The organism is Methanococcus maripaludis C5, assembly GCF_000016125.1.
Classification (GTDB): Archaea; AGJL01; Methanococci; order Methanococcales; family Methanococcaceae; genus Methanococcus; species Methanococcus maripaludis_D.
In genome coordinates this window covers 75,614-97,253 of the sequence record NC_009135.1, presented here as the reverse complement: position 1 = coordinate 97,253, position 21,640 = coordinate 75,614, and the positions used below count along the sequence as shown (strand labels likewise).

The window sequence follows — 21,640 nt, the reverse complement described above, 5'->3', positions numbered from 1 at the left end:
ATATTCAATCTAAAAAGAGTTACAACCTAACCCTTGCAAATATATTTAAATTTATCGATATATCTGCCTAAAATAAAAATGGTGGACCTAGCCGGATTCGAACCGGCGACCCTCGCCTTGTAAGGGCGATGTCATAGCCAACTAGACCATAGGTCCCTTCTGCTTCTCTTGGCTCTCGTTCTGAGAGCAAAATAAACATTGCATTCATAATATATAAATTTTTCGGTAAGCTTTGAAAACATGGGATTTGTGGTAAGATGGAAGACGAAATAAAGTCATTTGCAAAAGATAGAAAGTTGATAATTGAAGACTCGAAAAATTCAAAAAATAACATTGTTGAAGTTCAAAAGGCCATTGAAACTTTAAAAGACGAAAAAAATGCAAAAAACGTTGTTGTAGACTTTACTGAATACAATCCGCTCCATAATGGACATAAATACTGCATGGATTTTGGTAAACGTGAAGGATTATTTATCAGTGTTATTCCAGGACCCCTTGAAAGAAGTGGAAGGGGAATTCCATATTTAGTTAATAGATATATTAGATCAGAAATGGCATTACTTGCAGGTGCAGATTTGGTAGTTGAAGGCCCACCAATGGGAATTATGGGTTCAGGGCAATACATGCAGTGTTTGATAAAGATTTTTTCTGCGTTAAATGGGGATATCATTCCAAGAGGGTACATTGAAGAAGAAACCATGGAAAAAGTGATTAATTCGATAAATAATAAAAATCATATCAAAATAAAGCCTTACAATATTTCTTGTATTGAAACCGGTGAAAAATTCGGGGAAAAGTTGGAAATCGACAACTACGTGATTGCATCGATGTCATACACAATTTACAAATTAAAAGAAAATTTCCCAGAATGGAAACCCAAATTCAAATTTATCGAAAGAATTGAAGGTATAAGTGGAACAAAAATACGGGAAGGAGTTTTTAACAATAATTTTGAATCCATAAAACATATGCTTCCAGAAACTACATTAAATGTCTTTAAATCTTTTGAAAATAATTTATCGGAAATTATTCTTAAAAGAAATGAACAGATGGTTCTTGATACTGTGAATAACTTTGATTTAAGTAAATATTTACCCGAAAATATTTCAGAAAAATTAAATGAAAAAGAATATTACAAATCAATTGAAGAAATAAAAGAATGTATTCCTAGAGGTTTTTCAAAAAATAACATTGAAAGAACAATCTCAAAACTAGAAGCGAGAATAGAAAAGGAAACTATCTCAAAATACATTGAAAACTATCCGGCAAACTTAAAAATTTTAAAGGGGATAAATAATAACGAATAAAGGGGGTAGGTAATTTTGCAAAAACAGAGATTTTGCCTCGATACAACTGCAATTACAGACAGTGATGTTAGAAAATCATTAGGAGTTTCAAACATCTCAGAATCTGCAGAAAAAATAATGGATATTATTGCACAAGCACGAGTACAGCTCGATATTTCATGTCACATTCCATATAATACTGTTTATAAAGAACTCATTGGTTTTTTAGTTAGGGAAGAGTGCGCTCCTGAAACATTGATAAAGGTAAACACGTGGCTTGTCAAAAAAACTCCAAATCGCTACGAAATAAAAATTCCCGCTGAAATATTTTATGAATATATAAAAGATTTAAGGGAAAGAATAAATAAAGGGATGAGAATAAGTGAAAACGCAATGTATGAAACAGCCTTGGAAGCATACATCCTCTCAAAACCTGACGAAAAAGATAGGGAAGACGTGTTAAACGAAGTCCTGTCAAAAACGGTTAACAGTTTTAGAGACAAATATCGAAATACCCTTCGAGGAGGTACTCTTGATAGTGCCCCCGACTTAGATGTTCTTTTATTGGCAAAAGAGCTCGATGCAGCAGTTGTTGCAAATGACGAAGGTATTGAAAAATGGGCTCAAAGACTTGGGCTTAGATTCGTCAACGCAAGAGATTTTCCATTTATAATTCAAGAATATCTTGATTTATGGGATAAAAAGTAAATTTAGAATATTTTCATAATTCTAAAACTTAAAACCACTAAAACACGGTGAGAAACATGGTACTCTTGATTATTAGAGGCGACAGCTACGAAAAAATAAAAAACGCAATAGCTGATGTTCACAGGCATGCTAAATTAACAATACTTGGAAAACCAAGAATAATGGTTCCAGAAGCTGCAGACGAAATTCTGGAGCATATTGTTGGAAACATTAAAAAACCATGTAAAAAGGCTTGCCTTGTCAGGATTGAGGAAAATGCGCCAAGAGCAATTGACAGGATTAGAAAAATTCACCCTCCTGCACATATCGTAATTGTTAGCGAGAGGCACGAACCTTACTTTTACCTCCTAGAAGACCTTCCTAAAATGCCGCTTTTAAAAGGGTACTACAAAAGTAAAAGTCTTGATTCAGACGAAGAAATCGAAGAATCACATTAACATAACTTAAATTATTTTAAAAATTATCGGGGTGAATTAATGAAACAAGTCAAATCCGTAAATTTTAGAGAATTGGACAAAAAAATAAAAGAATACTGGGAAACAGAAAATATCTACAAAAAAGTAAAGGCATTAAACGAACAAGGTCCTGAATACTATTTTGTTGACGGTCCTCCGTACTGTTCTGGTGCAATACACCTCGGAACTGCTTGGAATAAAATTATAAAGGATACTGTTTTAAGATTTAAAAGAATTCAAGGATACAACGTTTTAGATAAAGCTGGATGGGACATGCACGGGCTTCCTATCGAAGTTAAAGTGGAAAATGAATTTAATATCGGCTCTAAAAAGGATATTGAAACAAAAATCGGAACTTTAGAATTTATAAACAAATGTAAAGAGTTTGCATTAAACCACCTCGAATTCATGGAAGTTCAGTTTAAAAATTTAGGTGTATGGCTAGATTTTGAAAATGCATACATGCCAATCAAAAGAGATTACATGGAAATGGGCTGGTGGACGCTTAAAAAAGCTCACGAAAAAGATTTACTTACAAAAGACTTGAGATCAGGATACTGGTGCCCAAGATGTGAAACTTCGCTTGCTGAACATGAAGTAAGGGGGGAATACAAAGAAGTACTCGACCCTTCAGTTTATGTAAAATTCAAACTTGAAAAAAGCGATGAATACATCACAATCTGGACTACAACTCCGTGGACCCTTCCTTCAAACATGCTTGTATGTGTAAATCCTGAATTTGATTATGCATATGTTAATGTTGAATTTGAAAATGGAAACGTTGAAACATGGGTTATTGCTGAAAAATTAGTAAACGACGTAATGAAAAAAGCTGAAAAAAACAATGAAATTTCAAAATTCAGTATTTCAAAAGTAGTTAAAGGAGATTCATTAATTGGATTAAAATATATTCACCCACTCCTTGAAGAAAATGAAAAACAGCAAGAATTTGCAAAAATAGAAAATGTGCATACAATTGTTCCTGGAGACCACGTAACTCTTGAAGGCGGAACTGGTTTAGTTCACACCGCACCAGGATTTGGTGAAGACGACTTTAATATTGGTAAAAAATACAATATTCCAGTATATGCCCCAATTGATGATAACGGAAGATATATCGATAGCATTTGGAAAGGAACTTTCGTAAAAGATATGAATGAATCAGTTATTGAAACATTGATATCCAAAAATTTACTCGTAAACTCTGGAAAAGTAAAACACACCTACCCGCACTGCTGGAGATGCAAAACACCACTTTTATTCAGGGCAACCGAACAGTGGTTCCTTTCAATATCAAAAATAAAAGAATCCATTATTGAACAGGGTAAAACTGTTGACTGGGTTCCAGACTGGGTTAAAACAAGATACGTTAACGGAGTAAGTTTTGTTGGAGACTGGAACATCTCAAGACAAAGATACTGGGGAATTCCACTTCCAATCTGGATATGTGAAGAATGTGGAAATTATGAAGTAATCGGTTCAGTTGATGAATTAACACAAAGAGCTAACGAAAAAGATTTAGATTTAAGCGATATCCACAAACCTGCAGTTGATAACATTACTTTGACATGCTCTTGTGGCGGAAAAATGAAAAGAACTCCAGACGTTTTAGATGTTTGGTATGACAGTGGTTTGGCACCATACGCGTCAATTGGATCCAAAACTCTTAAAAAAGCTAAATTTATTACTGAAGGAAACGACCAAGTTACAAAATGGTTCTACTCACAGCACGCATTAAGTGCAGTGGTATTTGACGATACTTCTTACGAAAAATGTATGATGCACGGGTTCACACTTGATGAAACCGGAGAAAAAATGAGTAAATCCTTAGGAAACATTGTAAGCCCTGATGACGTTACAGAACAGTACGGTGCAGATGTTTTAAGGTTTTACCTTTTAAGTGCGAACAAGGCATGGGAAGATTTAAGATTTTCATACTCCGAAATGGATGAAACCAGAAGTATGTTAAATACGCTCTGGAATTCGTACGCATTCTCTGCAAACTACATGGTTCTTGATGATTTCGTTCCAAATGACGAATATTTCAAGCATGTTAAAGATGAAGATGCATGGATATTGAGCAGAATAAACACCGTTGCTAAAGAGGCTGTTGAAGCTTTAGAAAAACCTCATTTGCATACGTACACATGGACACTTAGAGATTTTATACTTAACGACTTTTCAAGATGGTACATTAAATTAATTCGTGACAGAACTTGGATGGAGAAAAACGACGTACAGAAATTATCTGCATACCAGACCCTATACTATGTTATCATGAAATTAATTTCAATAATGGCTCCGGTAACACCGCACCTTTCAGAAGAAATCTACCAGAACTTGAAAACAGAAGATATGCCTGAAAGCATCTTTATGAACAAGTTAACAATTGAATCTGAATTTATAAATGAAACTCTTGAAAAAGATACTGAAATTATCAGAGAAATTGTAGATTCAATCCTAAAAGGAAGAGATAAAGCAAAATACACCTTAAGATATCCAATTACAAAAATAACGCTTCCTGAAAACATTGCTGAAACAATTGAAAAATACGGATACATCATAAAAGAACAAGGAAACGTAAAAGAAATCGAACTAAAAGAATTCGAAGGAAATGTAACCGTAAAACCAGACTTCAAAGAGCTTGGAAAAATATTCAGAAGCGACGTTCCAAAAGTGGTTGCTGCAATAAACTCAGTAGATCCAAAAGAACTCAAAGAAAACTTGAAATCCGGAGAATTTGAAATTTCTGAATATGTTTTAAAACCAGAATACGTTGAATTCAGAGTTGAAATCCCTGAAAATATCATCGGTGTAGAATTTTCAAAAGGAAACGTTTACATCAACATTGACATGAACGATGAAGTAATCACCGAAGGATTGGTTAGAGAAGTTATTAGAAGAATCCAATCAATGAGAAAAGATATGGATTTGGATATTAACGAAAAAATCAATGTTAAACTAGAAGGACTCGATTTCAGTAGCGATTACCTGAATCATATCGCAAATGAAGTTAGAGGAAACTTCGTTGATAGTTTAAAATCAGATTACAATCAAAAATGGACAATAAAAACTCCAAATGAAGAAACTTACGATATCTCAATCGATATTGAAAAAATGAAATAAAATTCTTTTTTTAATTTTTTATGATTTTATGAGTATTTTTTAGTTAGTATAAACTTGACATATCAATCGCATTTTCTGCTTCTTCTGGAAGTTCTATATCCTGAACCTCATTGATATTTTTAAAGATTAATATGTCGTTAAACTCAACTAAGTCTCCTGATTTAAAAGTTACTTTAATATCCTCTATTGATTTTACCATATGTCCGTCTGATTTACTGATATAGTAAGTAACGTATGCTGATTCCCAGCTTGAAACTAAATTATCGTCAATACCGCATTCTGCCATGAAACTAACAATATCATCTATATCCATTCTTATTTTATAACATGAAATTCCATTTACTGTTTCTTCACCTTCCACAATATAATCCTTATTTTCAAGATCATTCATATCTTTGTTGTATTGGGCCATTATTCCAACACTTTCTTCAAAATTTTCGTCATCGGATGGCATTTTAACCCACGGGTTTCCCCATCCGCAACAGTTTTAGTATAAATTGCATCTTCGAAAACATAGTATTCTGTGATTTCTTCATCAGATACTAAAGACATGTACATCTTTTTATTTTTCATATCGACCTTTGCAAGCCCATCCATCTCGATATTTAGATCATCTGCCATAATTCTTAGCGTAGTTTCAATAGAATAACCCCATATTTCATTTCGATTTGCGACTAATTCCATAATTTCTGAAGTTTCATTCGTATTTGAACCAGAAAAACTTTGTAAATCATAATTTTCAGTTTCAACCGCGCTAGATGAATCTTATTCTGAATCAGATGCATCATCAGTACAGCCTGAAAACGAAACTGCAATTAAAAGTGCAAAAATGAGCTGAAATGCAAAAAAATTTTTGTTAAACATATTATCCCCCGTAATCACTTTTTTAGGCGAATACATCAAAGATGGGGGTTTGATGATATATTAATGTATTAAAACAACAAATTGATTTTGAAAACTAAAAAATGATTAAAAAAGTAAAGACTTTAAAATGCTGTAATACACTTCAAAAAATGTCCTAAAAATTGATAAATCGTTTTCTTTTGCATAGTTGAATATTATCCAGTCCAAAGTTTCTATGCCACCTGCAATAAATATGAAGATAAGGATTGAAAAGAATTTCATTGAAAATTTTAGTTTTTGTTTTGTATCCCATACTTCTTTTTTAGCCTCCAACGGCAATTTATAAATTGAATATTCGATTCCAAGAACTATTGCCATTGAAAATCCCGCGTATTCAAAAAGCCCATGCGGAATTATTGCAAGCATTTCTGAAAGACTTAAACTTGCGCCTAAAACTCCGGTTAGAGGATTTACTATAATCAATACGTAAAAAAACAACAAAACATTGAAATAATCGTTAATTGTTGACTTTCCTTTTGAAATATCTCTTGTATATATGTAGGGAAGTAATATAAAAACTAAAAATATAGTCATGCATGCAAGAGAATTGCTTATAAAATACGAATACCAGATCGAATAGTAATTAATTCCGATTTGAGAAGATACTGCTGTTGAAATTACTTCATATTTTACAGTTGTTAAAACTCCAGCAGATTCAACGTTTACGAGCGGTTTTAAAAGCTTACTTACAAATAACGTCGTAAATAAACCCGTCCAAGATAAAAAATAAGTTATAATAAATTTATTCGTAAAGTTCAGGTTTAAAAACCAGCTAAACTGTTTTTTTAAAAATTCAAAACTCAAAATTTCATCCTCTCAAGAAAATATCAAAAATTTTTTATGTTTTTAAAATATATTTAGTTTATGATTAGTTTATAGATTTTAGGAATCATTATTAATTTTAAAATTTGCGTGAAAAACATGAAAAGAGTAGTTATTGCGGGCACTTCTTCGATGGTTGGAAAAACGACCATATCGACAGGAATAATGAAAGCACTGTCTAAAAAAAATAACGTGCAACCATATAAAATCGGACCTGACTATATCGACCCAACATATCACACAGAAGCCACTAAAAACAAATCAAGGAATTTAGATTCGTTTTTTATGGATGAAATGCAAGTTAGATCAATTTTTAAAAGGCATTCTAAAAATAAAGATATAAATGTTATCGAAGGTGTGAGAGGATTATATGAGGGAATTTCACCTTATAACGATGTTGGAAGTACCGCATCGGTTTCAAAAACCCTGAATGCTCCAGTAATTTTATTGATGGATGCAAGAAGCCTTACAAGAAGTGCTGCTGCAATAATTAAAGGGTTCAAATCATTTGATACTGAATTAAATATTAAAGGTGTTATTTTCAATAAAATCCGGGGTGAAGGACACCTAAATAAATTAAAAGAAGCTGTAAAATATTACGATAATGACATCGAGATAATCGGTGCAATTCCAAGAGATGATGGATTGTCTGTATCCCAAAGACATCTTGGACTCGTTCCAACTCCAGAAAATAAGCAGAAATTGCTTGAAAGAATAGATTTATGGGGAAACACTGTTGAAGAATGTTTAGATATTGAAAAAATAGTTGAATTGAGTGACGAAAGTTTCGACTTTGAAGTTGATGAAAAAAATAAAGAAGAAACTCTCTGGAAAGTTGAAAAAAACAATTCAAAAATTGCCGTTGCATTTGACGAATCATTTAATTTTTATTACTGGGATAACTTCGATGCATTAGAAGAAAACGGTGCTAAAATAAAATTTTTCAGTCCATTGAATGACGTGGAAGTTCCAGATTGCGATACCATCTATCTTGGAGGGGGCTATCCAGAGCTATTTTCTGAAAAACTTTCGAACAATAAATCCATGATTGACTCGATAAGAAACTTTGATGGAAAAATTTACGGCGAATGCGGAGGGCTCATGTATCTTACAAATTCAATCGATGGCAAGGAAATGTTAAAATTAATAGATGCAGATGCAGTAATGACTCCAAATGTTCAGGGTCTGAGTTATGTTAAAGGAACTTTTGAAAAAGACTGCATTATCGGTGAAAAATCTAAAGAATTTAAAGCACATGAATTCCATTATTCAAAACTAATAAATATTAATGAAAACGACTTTTCATATAGAATAAATAGGGGAAAAGGAATAATAAACTCTATGGATGGAATAACCTCAAAAGATGGCGATATCGTTGGAGGTTATGCTCACCAGCACTGCATTGGAAATCCCTACTTTGCAGCGAACCTTTCTAAAACCTAAAACCGGTGCACCAGATGGATAAAGTCAAAAGTTTATTAAAACATGGTTTCAATCTTGCAATAGATATTAACGCAGATATTCTATTGATATTTACTGAAACCGGACGAACTTACGAATATTACAAAGATCAGGAAGCAATCTATAAACGGGCCCGAAAAAACAGGTCATCAAAAGACTTCAAAAGTTTAAAAGTAGTTGTAACTACGCCCAATGAAGAAACTTTTTTGAAGTTAAAAAATGAACCCAAAATTATACCGCTTCTAATGACTTATAGGAATGATGACAGGTCTTCAATGATAAAACAAGCGGTAACAAACCTTTTTTCGAATAATATCGTTAAAAAAGGAGACGTTGTTGTATCAATCTTAGGTATTCCAAAGGTTACAGGTGGAACGGATACTATATCTATCTTTGAAGTAAATGAATACCCGCAAATTCTCAGATATTACGAGTACATATCCACAATTGAAAAAACGAAAGGAAAAGTTATCAATGAAGTTTTAAACCTTTGTATGGAACTTGCAGTTGAAGGTAGGGAAGGAATTCCAGTTGGATCAATATTTGTCATTGGGGATACACAAAAAGTTTTAAAAATGTCTTCACAATTGATTTTAAATCCTTTTGAGGGTCATGAATCATTTATATTTGATAAACAGGTTAAGGGAACCGTTAAAGAATTATCAACGATAGATGGTGCATTTATAATCGGTGAAAAAGGAGAAGTACTCTGTGCTGGTCGATATATAAGCTGTAGCGGTGGAAATATTGAACTTCCACTCGGACTTGGTGCAAGGCATCATGCTGCGGCAACTATCTCAAAATATACAAACGCTCTTGCAATTACCATTTCAGAAAGTGGCGGAATTATAAGGATTTTTAAAAACGGAGAAATATTATCCGAAATAAAACCTAAAAAACTAAATAATGATAGTGAATACTCATATTAATTTCAAATAATTCTCTTTTAAATTTAATTTAAACCCCCTATATTTATAAATCAATAACGCCTAACCTATTCAGTACTGTTTTTATTTATATTACGAATTTACGGTGAGAATCGATGACACTTGCTGAAAAAATCATTTCTAAAAATGTTGGAAAAAATGTTTACGCGGGCGATAGCGTTGAAATAGACGTGGATGTCGCAATGACGCATGACGGGACTACCCCTCTTACAGTAAAAGCTTTTGAGCAGATTTCAGACAAAGTTTGGGATAATGAAAAGATAGTTATTATTTTTGACCACAACATCCCTGCAAACACGTCAAAAGCTGCGAATATGCAGGTTATAACGAGAGAATTTATCAAAAAACAGGGAATTAAAAATTATTACCTTGATGGCGAAGGAATATGTCATCAGGTACTTCCTGAAAAAGGCCACGTGAAGCCAAACATGATAATTGCAGGAGCTGACAGTCACACCTGTACTCATGGGGCATTCGGTGCTTTTGCGACAGGTTTTGGTGCAACTGACATGGGTTACGTCTATGCAACCGGAAAAACATGGCTTAGAGTTCCTGAAACCATTCAAGTAAATGTAACCGGAGAAAATGAAAATATTTCTGGAAAGGACATTATCTTAAAAACTTGTAAGGAAGTTGGAAGACGTGGAGCGACATACCTGTCTTTAGAATACGGCGGAAATGCAGTCCAAAATCTTGACATGGACGAAAGAATGGTTTTATCGAACATGGCCATTGAAATGGGCGGAAAAGCTGGAATTATCGAAGCTGACGATACTACTTACAAATACCTTGAAAATGCAGGAGTTTCAAGAGAAGAAATTCTTAACTTGAAAAAAAATAAAATAAAAGTTAATGAATCCGAAGAAAATTACTACAAAACATTTGAATTTGATATAACCGATATGGAAGAACAGATTGCTTGCCCGCACCACCCTGACAATGTAAAAGGAGTTTCTGAAGTATCAGGAATTGAATTAGATCAGGTATTCATCGGATCTTGTACAAACGGAAGATTAAACGATTTAAGAATTGCTGCAAAACATTTGAAAGGAAAAAAAGTTAATGAAAGCACCCGACTAATTGTAATTCCTGCATCAAAATCAATCTTTAAAGAAGCGTTAAAAGAAGGATTAATCGATACTTTTGTAGATTCTGGAGCATTAATCTGCACTCCTGGATGCGGACCATGCCTTGGAGCCCATCAGGGTGTTTTAGGTGATGGGGAAGTATGTCTTGCTACAACCAATAGGAACTTTAAAGGAAGAATGGGAAACACAAAATCGGAAGTTTACCTCTCATCTCCTGCAATAGCTGCAAAATCCGCAGTTAAAGGATACATTACCAATGAATAACGTATGAAATTATTAAAAAAAGTAATAATGACTGTTTTTTCTCTTTTTTGAAATTAGATTTATATACTTTCAACGACACTATTCAAGATAAGTTTCATTTAGTAAAGTAGGCTAGACTAAATCGAAATCAATATATAACATCCCAGATTAAAAGTAACTGTAATATAAATTAACTTATCTTTAATAGGTGATAAAGTGCACATTATGGAAGGTTTTCTACCTCCGATGTGGGCTGCATTCTGGTTTGTGCTATCTGGCATCATCGTTATATACGGAATAATCCAATTAAATAAATTAATTAACGACAAACCTGAAGTTAAACCCACATTAGCCCTCGCAGGAGCGTTCATGTTTATATTAAGTTCGCTAAAACTTCCTTCAGTAACGGGAAGCTGTTCACACCCGACAGGTGGTGGACTTGGCGCAGTTATGTTTGGTCCAGCAATTACAGCAGTACTTGCGACAATTGTATTATTGTTCCAGGCAATCTTACTTGCACACGGTGGATTAACCACATTGGGAGCAAATATATTCTCAATGGGTATCATGGGACCAGCAATTGGTTTTTTAGTGTTTAAATTGTTAAAAGGAAAATTAAATATCACATGGGTTGTTGTACTCGCTGCAATATTTGCAGACTGGGGAACATACGCTACAACATCAATCCAGCTCGCTTTAGCATACCCATTACCAGATTTTGGAACAGCGCTTTCAAACTTTGGAACCGTATTTGCAGTGACACAGATTCCACTTGCAATTATGGAAGGTCTTTTAACAGGACTTATCTGGGATTACATCATGAAATTAAGACCAGATCTCCTTGCAAAACTTGGTCTTATTGACCCTGCAAAAGCTGAAGGGGGTGCTGAATAATGGAATTTAAACATGTTTTAATGATTCTCGGAGTTATAATCCTTATATTAGCACCTTTGATCATGTACTCAGGCCTTGGTGAAGATGAAGGATACTTCGGTGGTGCAGATGGTGCTGCTGGAGACTTGATCATGGAAATCAGCCCAAATTACGAACCTTGGTTTGAACCATTCTGGGAACCTCCAAGTGGGGAAATTGAAAGTCTCTTATTTGCGCTTCAAGCTGCAATAGGTGCTATAATCATAGGATACTTCTTTGGATACAACAAAGCTAAATATGAAGATAAAAACTAAAATTGGTTAAAATATGACGAACAGTTATTTGATTGACAGTATTGCAAATTGTAACAGTTTAAGGTCAGTTAATCCTACATTAAAGGTTATTTTTGCAGTCTCATCACTGCTCGTCAGCCTTTTTTCCAAAACTTTCGTCGTACCTTTTTTAATTGCATTTATAATGAGTTTTGTAGTTATTTTTGCTGCAAAAGTACCAAAAACTGTTTATTTGAAATTATTATCGATACCATTTATTTTCGGAATTATTACTTTTGTAATGATGACTTTTTTGTTCGGAACCGAAATCTACATGTCATTTGATTTTTTCGGAATTACACTCAATTTACTAAAAGACGGATTTAGTCTTGGACTTTTAACATTTTTTAAAATGCTCGGGGGAGTATCCTGTACACTATTTTTAGCACTTACAACCCCATTTACTGAACTGTTCTGCATCTTGAAAAAGTCTAAAATGCCAAAAAACATGCTTGAAATTGCAATGATGATGTACCGCTACATATTCATGCTTATGGATGAAACTTTATCAATTGAAAACTCTCAAAAAACAAGACTAGGCTATAAAAATCTTAAAACGTCCTACCACTCTCTTGGATTATTAGCAGGCAGTTTGTTCATAAAAGCACTTGATAAGGGTGATGTAATATATAATTCACTCAATTCAAGAGGGTACGATGGAAATTTAATGTTTTTTGGAGATATTTCCTACCCTAAAACTAATTCTGTTGTACTCATTGGCATTTTTGAATTATTATTGTTATCTTTAAATTATATTAAAATATATTAAAGCTGCAATTTCAAATTTAACTTTTTTTACGTTTTAAATATACTTTAGGGCGGTTTATTGTGCAATGATTTTAGGATTCCAAAATTTGCATATTTGATAGATCTTTTAAAAAAAGAAGATGAATTTGGAAAAATTGATTACAATTTATTAAACAAGAAAAAATTTTAAAAGAATTTCTAAAATAAAATAGGAGGTTTTGAGTCCAAATATTGGTTATTGTAATTTAGACTCAAAATATGTTAATCATACAGCCATCCCAATAGGAAGTTGAAAATTTTCTCAAAAAATCCAACATCCTCATCTTCTTCACTTTCTGTGTCAGATGGAATTTCCCTCGGTTCCCCTATATTTCCGGGTCCGCCCATATTTGAACTTGATTCACTAACACTTAATTCGTCGCCCAATGTCAAAACTCCGCCAGTGTAAATTCCATTCACTAAAGATCCTGTATTTTCACAGTTCTTATATAATTTATAATTATCAGAATCCAGAAAAGCCGAGCTAATTACGATTGTGCTAAAACTTTTTTCAGTTGTTGCAAAAGAAACTATTTTTTCACCATTAGCATCAACCAATGCAATAATATTTCCGGCATCAATTGTATCAACGTTTACAGCCAAGAAATCTTGTAAAGAATCTGAATCAGGAGATTGTAACATTCCATTGCCTAATGCGACAACTGTTCCACCGTTGATTGCAAGTGTGCCGTCACTATCTAAAGCAGAATCGTCAGCGCTGGTACTTCCAACAACAAAAAGAGTTCCGCCATTAATTTCAAGGTCGCCATTAGAATCAATTCCATCGCCCTCGGCATTTACATAAATGTTACCGCCATTGATGGAAATCAATCCACCATTGTCCCCACCGGCGTTAATTCCATCATCAACAGCAGTTATGACAATAGTTCCGCCATTAATTGTTATATCTTTATCTTCAGTTGAAATTCCTTCTTCAGCATTTCCTTCAACAATTAATTTACCTTCACCTTCAACAATTATGTCAGAATTACTGTAAATAACTCCGTCATAATCTGTTTCACCGTCATTTCCTAAATTTGAAGTAGTTCCTTCGAGTAACGTTATTGTCAAAGTTTCTAAATCCTCACCATAAATACAAGCTGTGTCGACAGAAGAAATAGTTACTCCGTTCAAAATTAAATTAACAGCACTACCTTCACAATTAACAACAATTCCTCCGCCAATTAAACTTCCGCTGATTTCGTAATCTCCAGCTTCAGATATAGAAACGGTTTCACCTCCAGAATAAGAACCTAAATCAATATTGCTTGCAGCAAAACCCTGCTGAAGCAAGACTAAAGAAAGCAAAACCAAAAATATAGAAATTTTACTTTTCATAAGTTATCACCTAAAAAAATTATGGACGTAGGGAGTTATAAAATTAACCTTGCGTTCAAATTTAACTTAATCAATATTGGACTAAAATTACAGCGTTTTTTTTTCAAAATTCTCATCGTACTTCTTTTAATTACAGATATAAGGATTATATAGTTATTTTTAGAGGAATATTTGATTATTATCGATACCCCTAAATTATATTAAGATATTTTAAAACCGTGATTTCAAATTTTAAGTTTTTTATACTTTTAAGAATATAATCCTCTAAGGTGATTTAATGGCGATTTTGGAAACAAGAGATTTAAAGTATTCTTATCCTGACGGAACTGTCGCACTTAATGGAATTAATTTTAAAGCTGAAGAAGGCGAAATGATAGCAATTTTAGGCCCAAATGGTGCTGGAAAATCCACTACTTTTCTCCATTTTAACGGAATTTTAAAACCGAGTAGCGGTAGCGTAATTTTAAAAGACGATCCAATAAAATATGATAACAAATCGCTTTTAAATGTCAGAAAAACTGTTGGAATCGTATTTCAAAACCCCGATGACCAGCTTTTTGCACCAACTGTTGAACAGGATGTTGCATTTGGACCGATGAATCTTGGACTTTCGAAAGAAGAAATTGAAAAACGAGTAAAAGATTCGTTAAAAGCGGTATCGATGGAAGGGTTTGAGAGAAAACCTCCACATCATTTAAGTGGGGGCCAGAAAAAAAGAATCGCCATTGCGGGAATTTTAGCAATGAACCCGGAAATTATTGTTCTTGATGAACCAACTTCAGGCCTTGACCCAATGGGTGCATCACAGATCATGAAGTTACTTTACGACTTAAATAAAAAAGGAATAACCATAATTATATCCACTCACGACGTAGATTTAGTTCCAATATATGCAAATAAAGTTTATTTACTAAATGAGGGAAAAATTATCAAAGGTGGAACTCCAAGGGAAATCTTCAGTGACTCTGAAACCGTTAGAAGTGCAAATTTAAGGTTACCAAGAGTTGCACATTTAATAGAACTTTTGGAAAAAGAAGATAAACTTGGAATAAAAATGGGTTATACCATCGGAGAAGCGAGAAATAACATTAAAGAGTTTATAAAGGGGGACTAAACATGCATGAACGAATTTCTGAAATAAAATATGCTGTAATTACAGTAAGCGATAGTAGATTTAACGAAAAAATTGCGGGAACTGAAATAACCGATAAATCAGGGGATTTTTTAAGGGAAGAATTGGATGCAAAAATATACCATTTAATTCCAGATAATGAGCTGATGTTAAATGGGTTAATTGAACATATCGTTGAGTTTACAGATGTTGATTCCATTGTAATCACCGGTGGAACGGGACTTTCCAAAAGAGACGTTACTGCTGACGTTGTAAAGGAAATTTATGAAAAAGAACTTGACGGATTTAAAATAATATTCCATAACTTAAGCTACGGTGAAGTAAAATACTCAACAATACTTTCAAGAGCATCTGCTGGAATTTACAAGGAAAAAATCATATATTCTATCCCTGGATCGATTAATGCCTGCAAAACCGCACTTGATATTATTAAAACAGAAACTGGGCACATTATCGGCCATATAAAATAAAAAAAAGAAATAAAAACTTATTTTTTAATATTTGTGGATATGTACATCCATCTGTGGGAACGGAATTTCAATACCCTCTTTTCCATATTTTTCGTAGATTCCTTTTGTAAGATCTCCTTTTACAGCCCAGTAGTCGCCAGTTTTCGTCCATGCCCTAAGCTGTAAATCTACAGAAGAATCACCAAGACCAGTTATGGCTACTGCTGGTGCAGGGTCTTTTAATACTAAAGGATGTCCAGAAATAAGTTCGAGTGCTGTAGATACTGCATTGTCTAAATTTTCGCCGTAGCTAACTCCAACTGCAACATCTACTCTTCTTATATCCATTCTAGTGAAATTAGTTATAGGACTTCCCCAAACTAACTTATTTGGGAGTGTAATAACCACATTGTCGGGAGTTAAAAGTTTAGTTGCCATTATCCCAACTTCAACTACTTTTCCAGTCATTCCACCGATTTGAACAGTTTCTTCTTTGTCTAGTGGCTTCATAACCGCAATCCAAAGGCCAGATGTTAGATTTGTAAGTGTGTCTTGAAGACCAAAACCTAAAATTAAACCGAGTGATGCAGAAAGTCCCAAAATTATTGGCCCTGTTTCAACACCAAAAACACCTACTGCGAGCAATATCACAAATAAATAAAGTATTGCACTAAATAGCTTGATAACAAATTCAGAAACCAGTTCTGGAATCTTACTTTTTTTAGCGCCTCTTTCTAAAATGCCTGACACAATCCTTACTGCCAAATACCCTAGAACAAGTACTAAAATAGCCTTAACAATTAAAAACACATTTATTGATAGTGTGTAACCCATTAGTGAAATCGGCATTTGTATCTCCCCCGATATTAATACTCATAATTATGGATTTTTGAATATATTAATTTTTACTAAAATTTATAACCCATTACACGTTAATATTATTCAATGAAATTGCAGGTGTAACTTTATGTTTATCGATGGAAAATGGATTTTAAGAGAAGATATCGATGTTTTTGACCCGTACACGTTGGAAAATATCGAGAAAATAACTGCCCTTGATAGAGAAGAAACAAAAAGTGCGATTGAAGTTGCGGAAAAAAATAAAGAAATAATGAAAAATTTAAGCCCTTCAAAAAGATACAGTATTTTAATGAAGATTGCAGAGCAGATCAGCTTGAAAAAAGATCTTTTTGCAAAAACAATTTCAATTGACGTTGGAAAACCAATAAAACAGTCAAAAATAGAAGTAGATAGAACATTGACTGCACTTAAGCTTTCTGCATTCTATGCAAAGGAACTTCGTGGAGAAACAATTAATTCGGAAAATGGATTAATATTTACAAAAAAAGAGCCGTTGGGCGTAGTTGGAGCAATAACTCCATTTAATTTTCCATTAAATTTGATAACACATAAAATTGGCCCTGCAATTGCCACAGGAAATTCAGTTGTATTACATCCATCATCAAAAGCACCGATTGTTGCAATATATCTTACAAAAATTATAGAACATGTTCTAAAACAGATGGATGTTCCAAGAGGAATATTTAACCTTGCTACCGGAAATGGAGATATTGTTGGCGATGAAATCTCGAAAAACGACAATATAAATATGGTTTCGTTCACTGGAAGCGTTGAAGTTGGAGAATCGATATCAAAAAATGCGAAAATGAAAAAAGTTGCACTTGAACTTGGGGGAAATAACCCTATGATAGTGTTAAAAGATTCTGACATCAAATTAGCTGCCAAATCCGCGGTTAAAAGTAAATTCTTAAATGCGGGGCAGGTTTGTATCTCAGTTGGACAGGTGCTCGTTGAAGAAGAAGTTTTAGAAACATTTACAAAACACGTTATCGAAGAAACTAAAAAACTAATTTTGGGAAATCCGCTCGATACTAAAACAGATATCGGCCCACTCATTAGTCCTGAAAGTGCCTTAAGAATTGAAAATTTAATAAAAAAATCCGTAAATGAAGGTGGAGAAGTATTGATTGGCGGAAATAGGCAGAACAGCTTGATTTCTCCGGCTGTCATCAATATTGATGAAAATAATATTTTATCAAAAATTGAAACTTTCGGACCGGTTTTACCAATATTAAAAGTAAAGGATAGCGAAGAAGCAGTATCTATTGCAAATAATTCAAAATATGGGCTTCAAGCAGGAGTATTCACAAATGATATAAATAAAGCTATGAAAATAGCAGATTCATTAGAATACGGCGGAATAATGATAAACAGCAGCCCCACATTTAGAAAAGACAATATGCCTTTTGGAGGAGTTAAAAAAAGTGGTCTTGGAAGAGAAGGCATAAAATATACCGTAGAAGAAATGTGCGAGACAAAAACAATTGTAATTCATAACATTTAATTAAAAGAAAAGCAGATTTGTGTCATTATTAAACTGGTGAAATTGTGAGTTTTTTAAACGAACTTGACTTAAACATTGAAAAACTTGAAAAATTACTTGAAATTGGGACTTACGCAGATTTAAGAATTGTTTCCGGTGAATCAAACAATATTATCCAAAAAGATGGAATAATCGATGAAATTTCTTCTGGAATGTCTTCTGGCGTGATTATACGGGTGCTTGAAAAAAACGGCTGGGGTTTTGCAACCTCAAATAATGTTTCTTTGAAAAATATTGAAGAAATAATAAAAAAAGCACATAATATGGCAAAAATATCAAATACACACACTAAAAAATCGATAGAATTGAAAGATATTCCTGTAATTTGTGATAATGTGAAAGCGGATGTAAAAATTCATCCTGAAACAATTTCGATCGAAGAAAAAAAGGAATATTTGAAATCAGCGCATGAAAACATGTCTGGAGAAAAAATAGTTAGTACTTCCGTAAGTTACAGTGATGGGGAAGGCCATTCTATTTTAATGACCAGTGAAGGAACTAGAATAGAAAATGAAAGTGTTAAAGCTCTTATGAGAATGACTGCTATTGCAAAAGATGGAACTTTGCAGTTTGCATTTGATAGAATCGGCGGAAACGGATTTGAAATAATTAAAAATGCGAAAATTGAAGAAATGGCTAAAAGTACAAAAGAAAGAGCAATAAGACTTTTAACTGCTGAAAGCTGTCCAAAAGGAACTTTTGATGTTATATTGGATCCAGAACTTGCAGGGGTATTCATTCACGAAGCTGTGGGCCACGCTGCTGAAGCAGACCTTTTTTTGCAAAATGACAGTGTCTTTCACGATAAACTAGGGAATTCTGTGGGTAGCGAAGAAGTAACCGTAATTGATGATGCCACAATTGAAAAATCATTTGGACAATATAAATACGACCACGAAGGAGTTAAAGGAGAAAAAACTACATTAATTGAAAATGGTATATTAAATGGATACTTACATTCAAGAGAAACTGCTGGAAGACTTAACATGGATGTTACAGGAAATGCTAGAGCAGATGGGCTGAATAGGCCAATTGTTAGAATGAGTAACACGTACATTAAGCCAGGTTCCTGGAAATTTGAAGAACTTTTAGAAGATACAAAAACAGGAATATTTTTGAAAGGTTCAAGAGGTGGACAGGTAGATACTGGAAAAGGATTATTCCAGTTTAACGCTGTTGAAGCATTTTTAATTGAAGATGGAATATTAACTAAACCACTAAGGGATGCAGGACTTAGTGGCGAAATTTTAGATATTTTACACCATATCGATGCAGTGTCTGATGAATTTGAATTAAGCGTTGGATACTGTGGAAAAGGGGGTCAAAGTGTTCCAGTAGGGGACGGTGGAGGAAGTGTTAGAACAAAAACTACACTTTCATAAACTCGTGAAAATATGGATGAATTAGCCAGTAATTTAATAAATGCGCTATTTAAGGATATATTGGATATTACATTGGATTTAGTTTACCTAATTATCGCATTATTAATTCTAATAATTTTAGCATTTAAGATGAAATACTTTCTAAATAACCTAGTTTTTAGAAAAAAATGAAAAAAAGAACGAAAAATTACATTAAACTTAATTTTTTCAATTTATTATAGAAATTATCTCCTTTCACAAAATATGCATTTGACTCAGATTTTCTTAAAATTATCTCGTCGCCTTTTTTTGCTTCAAATTCCGTGTTTCCATCAATTACAACATATGTGGATTTTTTCAAAAGTTTTATTTTTATTTCTGAATTTGCATTTACAACTAACGGTCGTGATGAGAGTTTAAACGGACATATTGGGACAATCACAAATCCTTCGACTGTTGGTTCAATTATTGGACCACCAGAACTTAAAGAATATGCTGTAGAGCCATTTGGAGTTGAAACAATTATTCCGTCAGCCCTCACATCTTCTACAAGATTTCCATCGATGTATACTTCAAAATGAAGCATTTTTGCAGGATTTTTAGTTGTAATCACTACCTCATTTAAAGAATCATTTAAAATTTGCTGTCTACCGTCAGAAAGCTTTGCAAAACCCATTAGTTTTGTTCTTTTCTCGACTTTGTAGCATCCACAAATTATAGAATCTATCGCAGAAAAGATTTCATCTTTGCTAAATTCAGTTAAAAATCCAACGGTTCCCATGTTTATACAAACTATTGGAATTTCATTTCCTTCAATCATTTTTGATGCCCGAAGTACTGTTCCATCCCCTCCGATGGATATCATGTGGGATATCTCTTCAATATTTGAGATTACATTACATTCTTTAGATAAACGATTCTTTAATGCATTATAGGTACCACTATCAAGCTCGTATTTGATCCCTTTTAAATCCAAATATTTTATGACATCTTGTGCAACTGCGATAGATTCTTCGTTATCAATTCTTGAGATTATTCCAAAGTTAGTTGGTTTAATTCTCCAGCGGTTTCCAAAAATTCCTACAAGCTTTTTATGGAGCATTTCATTTGAACAAATAACTGAAACTTTTGAATTGACGTCGAGATCAAGATTTACTTCCTGACCGTTTTTATCAGTTACAAGTCCCCCCGCTTCTTTAATAATAACGTATCCTGCTGCAATATCGCAAAGCCTAGTGGTTTCATTTACATTAATAAATGCATCGAGTGCACCCTTTGCAACATAACACATCTCAAGAGCAATCGATCCAAAAAGCCTGATTCTCCTAAATCTCCTATCTTTTATAAATTTAAGAGTATCTAATGAAATATCATGTGCAAAAAGACCTATTGAAGAATCTTTTAAATTGGAAGAATTTGAAATTGAAATCGATTTTTTCTCGTCTTTCTTTAAAAGATATGCACCATTTCCCTTTTTAGCGTAATATGTATCCCCTGTTGCGATGTTTCGAACTACACCTACTTCGAGGTCGCTCATTTTGAGATTTTTTATCATTTCTTCAAAATTATCTGTAAATTTATCAATTCGCCCGATTGCAATTGCTGCAGAATAAAAAGGAATGTCCTTCAATGAATTGTAGGTCCCGTCAACAGGATCTAAAACTATGACGTATTCTGGCTTATTTTTGCCTATTTTTTTAAATCCTATTTCTTCGCTTATTAAAATTGCCGAGCAAACCTTTTCTATCGAATTTATAGCAACGTTTTCTGCGATTAAATCAATTCTCTTTGTCGGGGTGCCATCTGCCCCGATTTTGACGACTTCGTTAGATTTTTCCCATCCGATTAAAGGTTTAACACTTTTCTCGATGTCCTTGGCAATATTCAAAGCCATGTCCAACATGTCCATTTTTTCACCAATAGTAC

General features: G+C 33.5%; 20 protein-coding genes and 1 tRNA gene. 14 read left to right on the top strand and 7 right to left on the bottom strand.

Features of this window, described 5'->3' with window-relative positions; translation table 11 throughout:
• Positions 1 to 79: 79 nt before the first annotated feature.
• Positions 80 to 156, bottom strand: a tRNA-Val gene (locus tag MMARC5_RS00555).
• 101 nt (positions 157 to 257) lie between these two features.
• On the opposite strand from MMARC5_RS00555, the gene MMARC5_RS00550 reads away from it, so the two are divergent.
• Genes MMARC5_RS00550 through ileS form a run of 4 tightly spaced genes read left to right on the top strand, consistent with a single transcriptional unit; the run spans position 258 to position 5,575 of the window.
• On the top strand, positions 258 to 1,307 hold the full coding sequence (locus MMARC5_RS00550; RefSeq protein WP_011867884.1) for a nucleotidyltransferase family protein: 1,050 nt from the start codon (positions 258 to 260) through the stop codon (positions 1,305 to 1,307).
• Positions 1,308 to 1,322: 15 nt separating this feature from the next.
• Positions 1,323 to 1,994, top strand: a complete 672-nt coding sequence (locus tag MMARC5_RS00545; RefSeq protein WP_011867883.1) for an RNA ligase partner protein — start codon at positions 1,323 to 1,325, stop codon at positions 1,992 to 1,994.
• A gap of 56 nt (positions 1,995 to 2,050) precedes the next feature.
• The gene (locus MMARC5_RS00540; protein WP_011171417.1) at positions 2,051 to 2,431 is read left to right on the top strand and encodes a DUF356 domain-containing protein; all 381 of its coding nucleotides are present in this window, start codon (positions 2,051 to 2,053) and stop codon (positions 2,429 to 2,431) included.
• Positions 2,432 to 2,470: 39 nt separating this feature from the next.
• Positions 2,471 to 5,575 (top strand): isoleucine--tRNA ligase, encoded by a 3,105-nt coding sequence (gene ileS, locus MMARC5_RS00535; protein ID WP_011867882.1) that lies wholly within the window; start codon positions 2,471 to 2,473, stop codon positions 5,573 to 5,575.
• Positions 5,576 to 5,618: 43 nt separating this feature from the next.
• Here the strand turns inward: ileS and MMARC5_RS09795 are convergent, their stop codons facing one another.
• From MMARC5_RS09795 to MMARC5_RS00525, 3 genes are all read right to left on the bottom strand, one after another.
• A complete protein-coding gene (locus MMARC5_RS09795) occupies positions 5,619 to 6,029 on the bottom strand; it encodes a hypothetical protein (RefSeq protein WP_231288449.1) in 411 nt (136 codons plus the stop codon).
• The gene (locus MMARC5_RS09790; protein WP_011867880.1) at positions 5,987 to 6,259 is read right to left on the bottom strand and encodes a hypothetical protein; all 273 of its coding nucleotides are present in this window, start codon (positions 6,257 to 6,259) and stop codon (positions 5,987 to 5,989) included. Before MMARC5_RS09790 ends, MMARC5_RS09795 begins: the two co-directional genes overlap by 43 nt.
• A 285-nt stretch (positions 6,260 to 6,544) precedes the next feature.
• The gene (locus MMARC5_RS00525; RefSeq protein ID WP_011867879.1) at positions 6,545 to 7,282 is read right to left on the bottom strand and encodes a hypothetical protein; all 738 of its coding nucleotides are present in this window, start codon (positions 7,280 to 7,282) and stop codon (positions 6,545 to 6,547) included.
• Positions 7,283 to 7,399: 117 nt separating this feature from the next.
• Here MMARC5_RS00525 and cfbB point away from each other — a divergent pair, with 117 nt between their 5' ends.
• The 6 genes from cfbB to cbiQ all read left to right on the top strand — a co-directional run bounded on the left by cfbB (position 7,400) and on the right by cbiQ (position 13,013).
• Positions 7,400 to 8,743, top strand: a complete 1,344-nt coding sequence (gene cfbB / locus MMARC5_RS00520; protein ID WP_011867878.1) for a Ni-sirohydrochlorin a,c-diamide synthase — start codon at positions 7,400 to 7,402, stop codon at positions 8,741 to 8,743.
• Positions 8,744 to 8,757: 14 nt separating this feature from the next.
• Entirely contained in the window at positions 8,758 to 9,690 is a 933-nt protein-coding gene (locus MMARC5_RS00515) for a diadenylate cyclase (protein WP_011867877.1), read from the top strand.
• A gap of 113 nt (positions 9,691 to 9,803) precedes the next feature.
• On the top strand, positions 9,804 to 11,060 hold the full coding sequence (hacA, locus tag MMARC5_RS00510; RefSeq protein ID WP_011867876.1) for a homoaconitase large subunit: 1,257 nt from the start codon (positions 9,804 to 9,806) through the stop codon (positions 11,058 to 11,060).
• 195 nt (positions 11,061 to 11,255) lie between these two features.
• Entirely contained in the window at positions 11,256 to 11,933 is a 678-nt protein-coding gene (locus MMARC5_RS00505; RefSeq protein WP_011867875.1) for an energy-coupling factor ABC transporter permease, read from the top strand.
• The gene (locus MMARC5_RS00500; protein ID WP_011867874.1) at positions 11,933 to 12,226 is read left to right on the top strand and encodes an energy-coupling factor ABC transporter substrate-binding protein; all 294 of its coding nucleotides are present in this window, start codon (positions 11,933 to 11,935) and stop codon (positions 12,224 to 12,226) included. Before MMARC5_RS00505 ends, MMARC5_RS00500 begins: the two co-directional genes overlap by 1 nt.
• Before the next feature lie 13 nt (positions 12,227 to 12,239).
• Positions 12,240 to 13,013: a cobalt ECF transporter T component CbiQ gene (gene cbiQ, locus MMARC5_RS00495; RefSeq protein ID WP_011867873.1), complete on the top strand. Its 774-nt coding sequence runs from the start codon at positions 12,240 to 12,242 to the stop codon at positions 13,011 to 13,013.
• A gap of 239 nt (positions 13,014 to 13,252) precedes the next feature.
• Here cbiQ and MMARC5_RS00490 read toward each other — a convergent pair whose 3' ends face one another.
• Positions 13,253 to 14,368, bottom strand: a complete 1,116-nt coding sequence (locus MMARC5_RS00490; protein WP_011867872.1) for a carbohydrate-binding domain-containing protein — start codon at positions 14,366 to 14,368, stop codon at positions 13,253 to 13,255.
• A gap of 277 nt (positions 14,369 to 14,645) precedes the next feature.
• Between MMARC5_RS00490 and MMARC5_RS00485 the strand changes: the two genes are divergently transcribed.
• Both MMARC5_RS00485 and MMARC5_RS00480 read left to right on the top strand, forming a co-directional pair.
• Complete coding sequence (locus MMARC5_RS00485; protein ID WP_011867871.1) at positions 14,646 to 15,482, top strand: ATP-binding cassette domain-containing protein; 837 nt, start codon at positions 14,646 to 14,648, stop codon at positions 15,480 to 15,482.
• 2 nt (positions 15,483 to 15,484) lie between these two features.
• On the top strand, positions 15,485 to 15,970 hold the full coding sequence (locus tag MMARC5_RS00480; protein ID WP_011867870.1) for a MogA/MoaB family molybdenum cofactor biosynthesis protein: 486 nt from the start codon (positions 15,485 to 15,487) through the stop codon (positions 15,968 to 15,970).
• A gap of 24 nt (positions 15,971 to 15,994) precedes the next feature.
• On the opposite strand, the gene MMARC5_RS00475 is transcribed toward MMARC5_RS00480, so the two are convergent.
• The gene (locus MMARC5_RS00475; protein WP_011867869.1) at positions 15,995 to 16,798 is read right to left on the bottom strand and encodes a mechanosensitive ion channel family protein; all 804 of its coding nucleotides are present in this window, start codon (positions 16,796 to 16,798) and stop codon (positions 15,995 to 15,997) included.
• Between the two features lie 118 nt (positions 16,799 to 16,916).
• Here MMARC5_RS00475 and MMARC5_RS00470 point away from each other — a divergent pair, with 118 nt between their 5' ends.
• Positions 16,917 to 18,314 (top strand): lactaldehyde dehydrogenase, encoded by a 1,398-nt coding sequence (locus tag MMARC5_RS00470; RefSeq protein WP_011867868.1) that lies wholly within the window; start codon positions 16,917 to 16,919, stop codon positions 18,312 to 18,314.
• 44 nt (positions 18,315 to 18,358) lie between these two features.
• Positions 18,359 to 19,735 carry a TldD/PmbA family protein gene (locus tag MMARC5_RS00465; protein ID WP_011867867.1) on the top strand — a complete coding sequence of 459 codons (1,377 nt, stop codon included), beginning with the start codon at positions 18,359 to 18,361 and terminating at the stop codon, positions 19,733 to 19,735.
• A gap of 187 nt (positions 19,736 to 19,922) precedes the next feature.
• On the opposite strand, the gene MMARC5_RS00460 is transcribed toward MMARC5_RS00465, so the two are convergent.
• Positions 19,923 to 21,623 carry a bifunctional NADP phosphatase/NAD kinase gene (locus tag MMARC5_RS00460; RefSeq protein WP_011867866.1) on the bottom strand — a complete coding sequence of 567 codons (1,701 nt, stop codon included), beginning with the start codon at positions 21,621 to 21,623 and terminating at the stop codon, positions 19,923 to 19,925.
• Positions 21,624 to 21,640: the final 17 nt, after the last annotated feature.

Excerpts from the sequence above, each read along its gene's own strand:
- MMARC5_RS00550 (WP_011867884.1), top strand. The coding sequence starts at position 258 with ATGGAAGACGAAATAAAGTCATTTGCAAAAGATAGAAAGTTGATAATT.
- MMARC5_RS00540 (WP_011171417.1), top strand. The coding sequence starts at position 2,051 with ATGGTACTCTTGATTATTAGAGGCGACAGCTACGAAAAAATAAAAAAC.
- ileS (WP_011867882.1), top strand. The coding sequence starts at position 2,471 with ATGAAACAAGTCAAATCCGTAAATTTTAGAGAATTGGACAAAAAAATA.
- MMARC5_RS09795 (WP_231288449.1), bottom strand. The coding sequence starts at position 6,029 with ATGCCATCCGATGACGAAAATTTTGAAGAAAGTGTTGGAATAATGGCC.
- MMARC5_RS09790 (WP_011867880.1), bottom strand. The coding sequence starts at position 6,259 with ATGGAATTAGTCGCAAATCGAAATGAAATATGGGGTTATTCTATTGAA.
- cfbB (WP_011867878.1), top strand. The coding sequence starts at position 7,400 with ATGAAAAGAGTAGTTATTGCGGGCACTTCTTCGATGGTTGGAAAAACG.
- MMARC5_RS00515 (WP_011867877.1), top strand. The coding sequence starts at position 8,758 with ATGGATAAAGTCAAAAGTTTATTAAAACATGGTTTCAATCTTGCAATA.
- hacA (WP_011867876.1), top strand. The coding sequence starts at position 9,804 with ATGACACTTGCTGAAAAAATCATTTCTAAAAATGTTGGAAAAAATGTT.
- MMARC5_RS00500 (WP_011867874.1), top strand. The coding sequence starts at position 11,933 with ATGGAATTTAAACATGTTTTAATGATTCTCGGAGTTATAATCCTTATA.
- cbiQ (WP_011867873.1), top strand. The coding sequence starts at position 12,240 with ATGACGAACAGTTATTTGATTGACAGTATTGCAAATTGTAACAGTTTA.
- MMARC5_RS00490 (WP_011867872.1), bottom strand. The coding sequence starts at position 14,368 with ATGAAAAGTAAAATTTCTATATTTTTGGTTTTGCTTTCTTTAGTCTTG.
- MMARC5_RS00485 (WP_011867871.1), top strand. The coding sequence starts at position 14,646 with ATGGCGATTTTGGAAACAAGAGATTTAAAGTATTCTTATCCTGACGGA.
- MMARC5_RS00480 (WP_011867870.1), top strand. The coding sequence starts at position 15,485 with ATGCATGAACGAATTTCTGAAATAAAATATGCTGTAATTACAGTAAGC.
- MMARC5_RS00475 (WP_011867869.1), bottom strand. The coding sequence starts at position 16,798 with ATGCCGATTTCACTAATGGGTTACACACTATCAATAAATGTGTTTTTA.
- MMARC5_RS00470 (WP_011867868.1), top strand. The coding sequence starts at position 16,917 with ATGTTTATCGATGGAAAATGGATTTTAAGAGAAGATATCGATGTTTTT.
- MMARC5_RS00460 (WP_011867866.1), bottom strand. The coding sequence starts at position 21,623 with ATGGACATGTTGGACATGGCTTTGAATATTGCCAAGGACATCGAGAAA.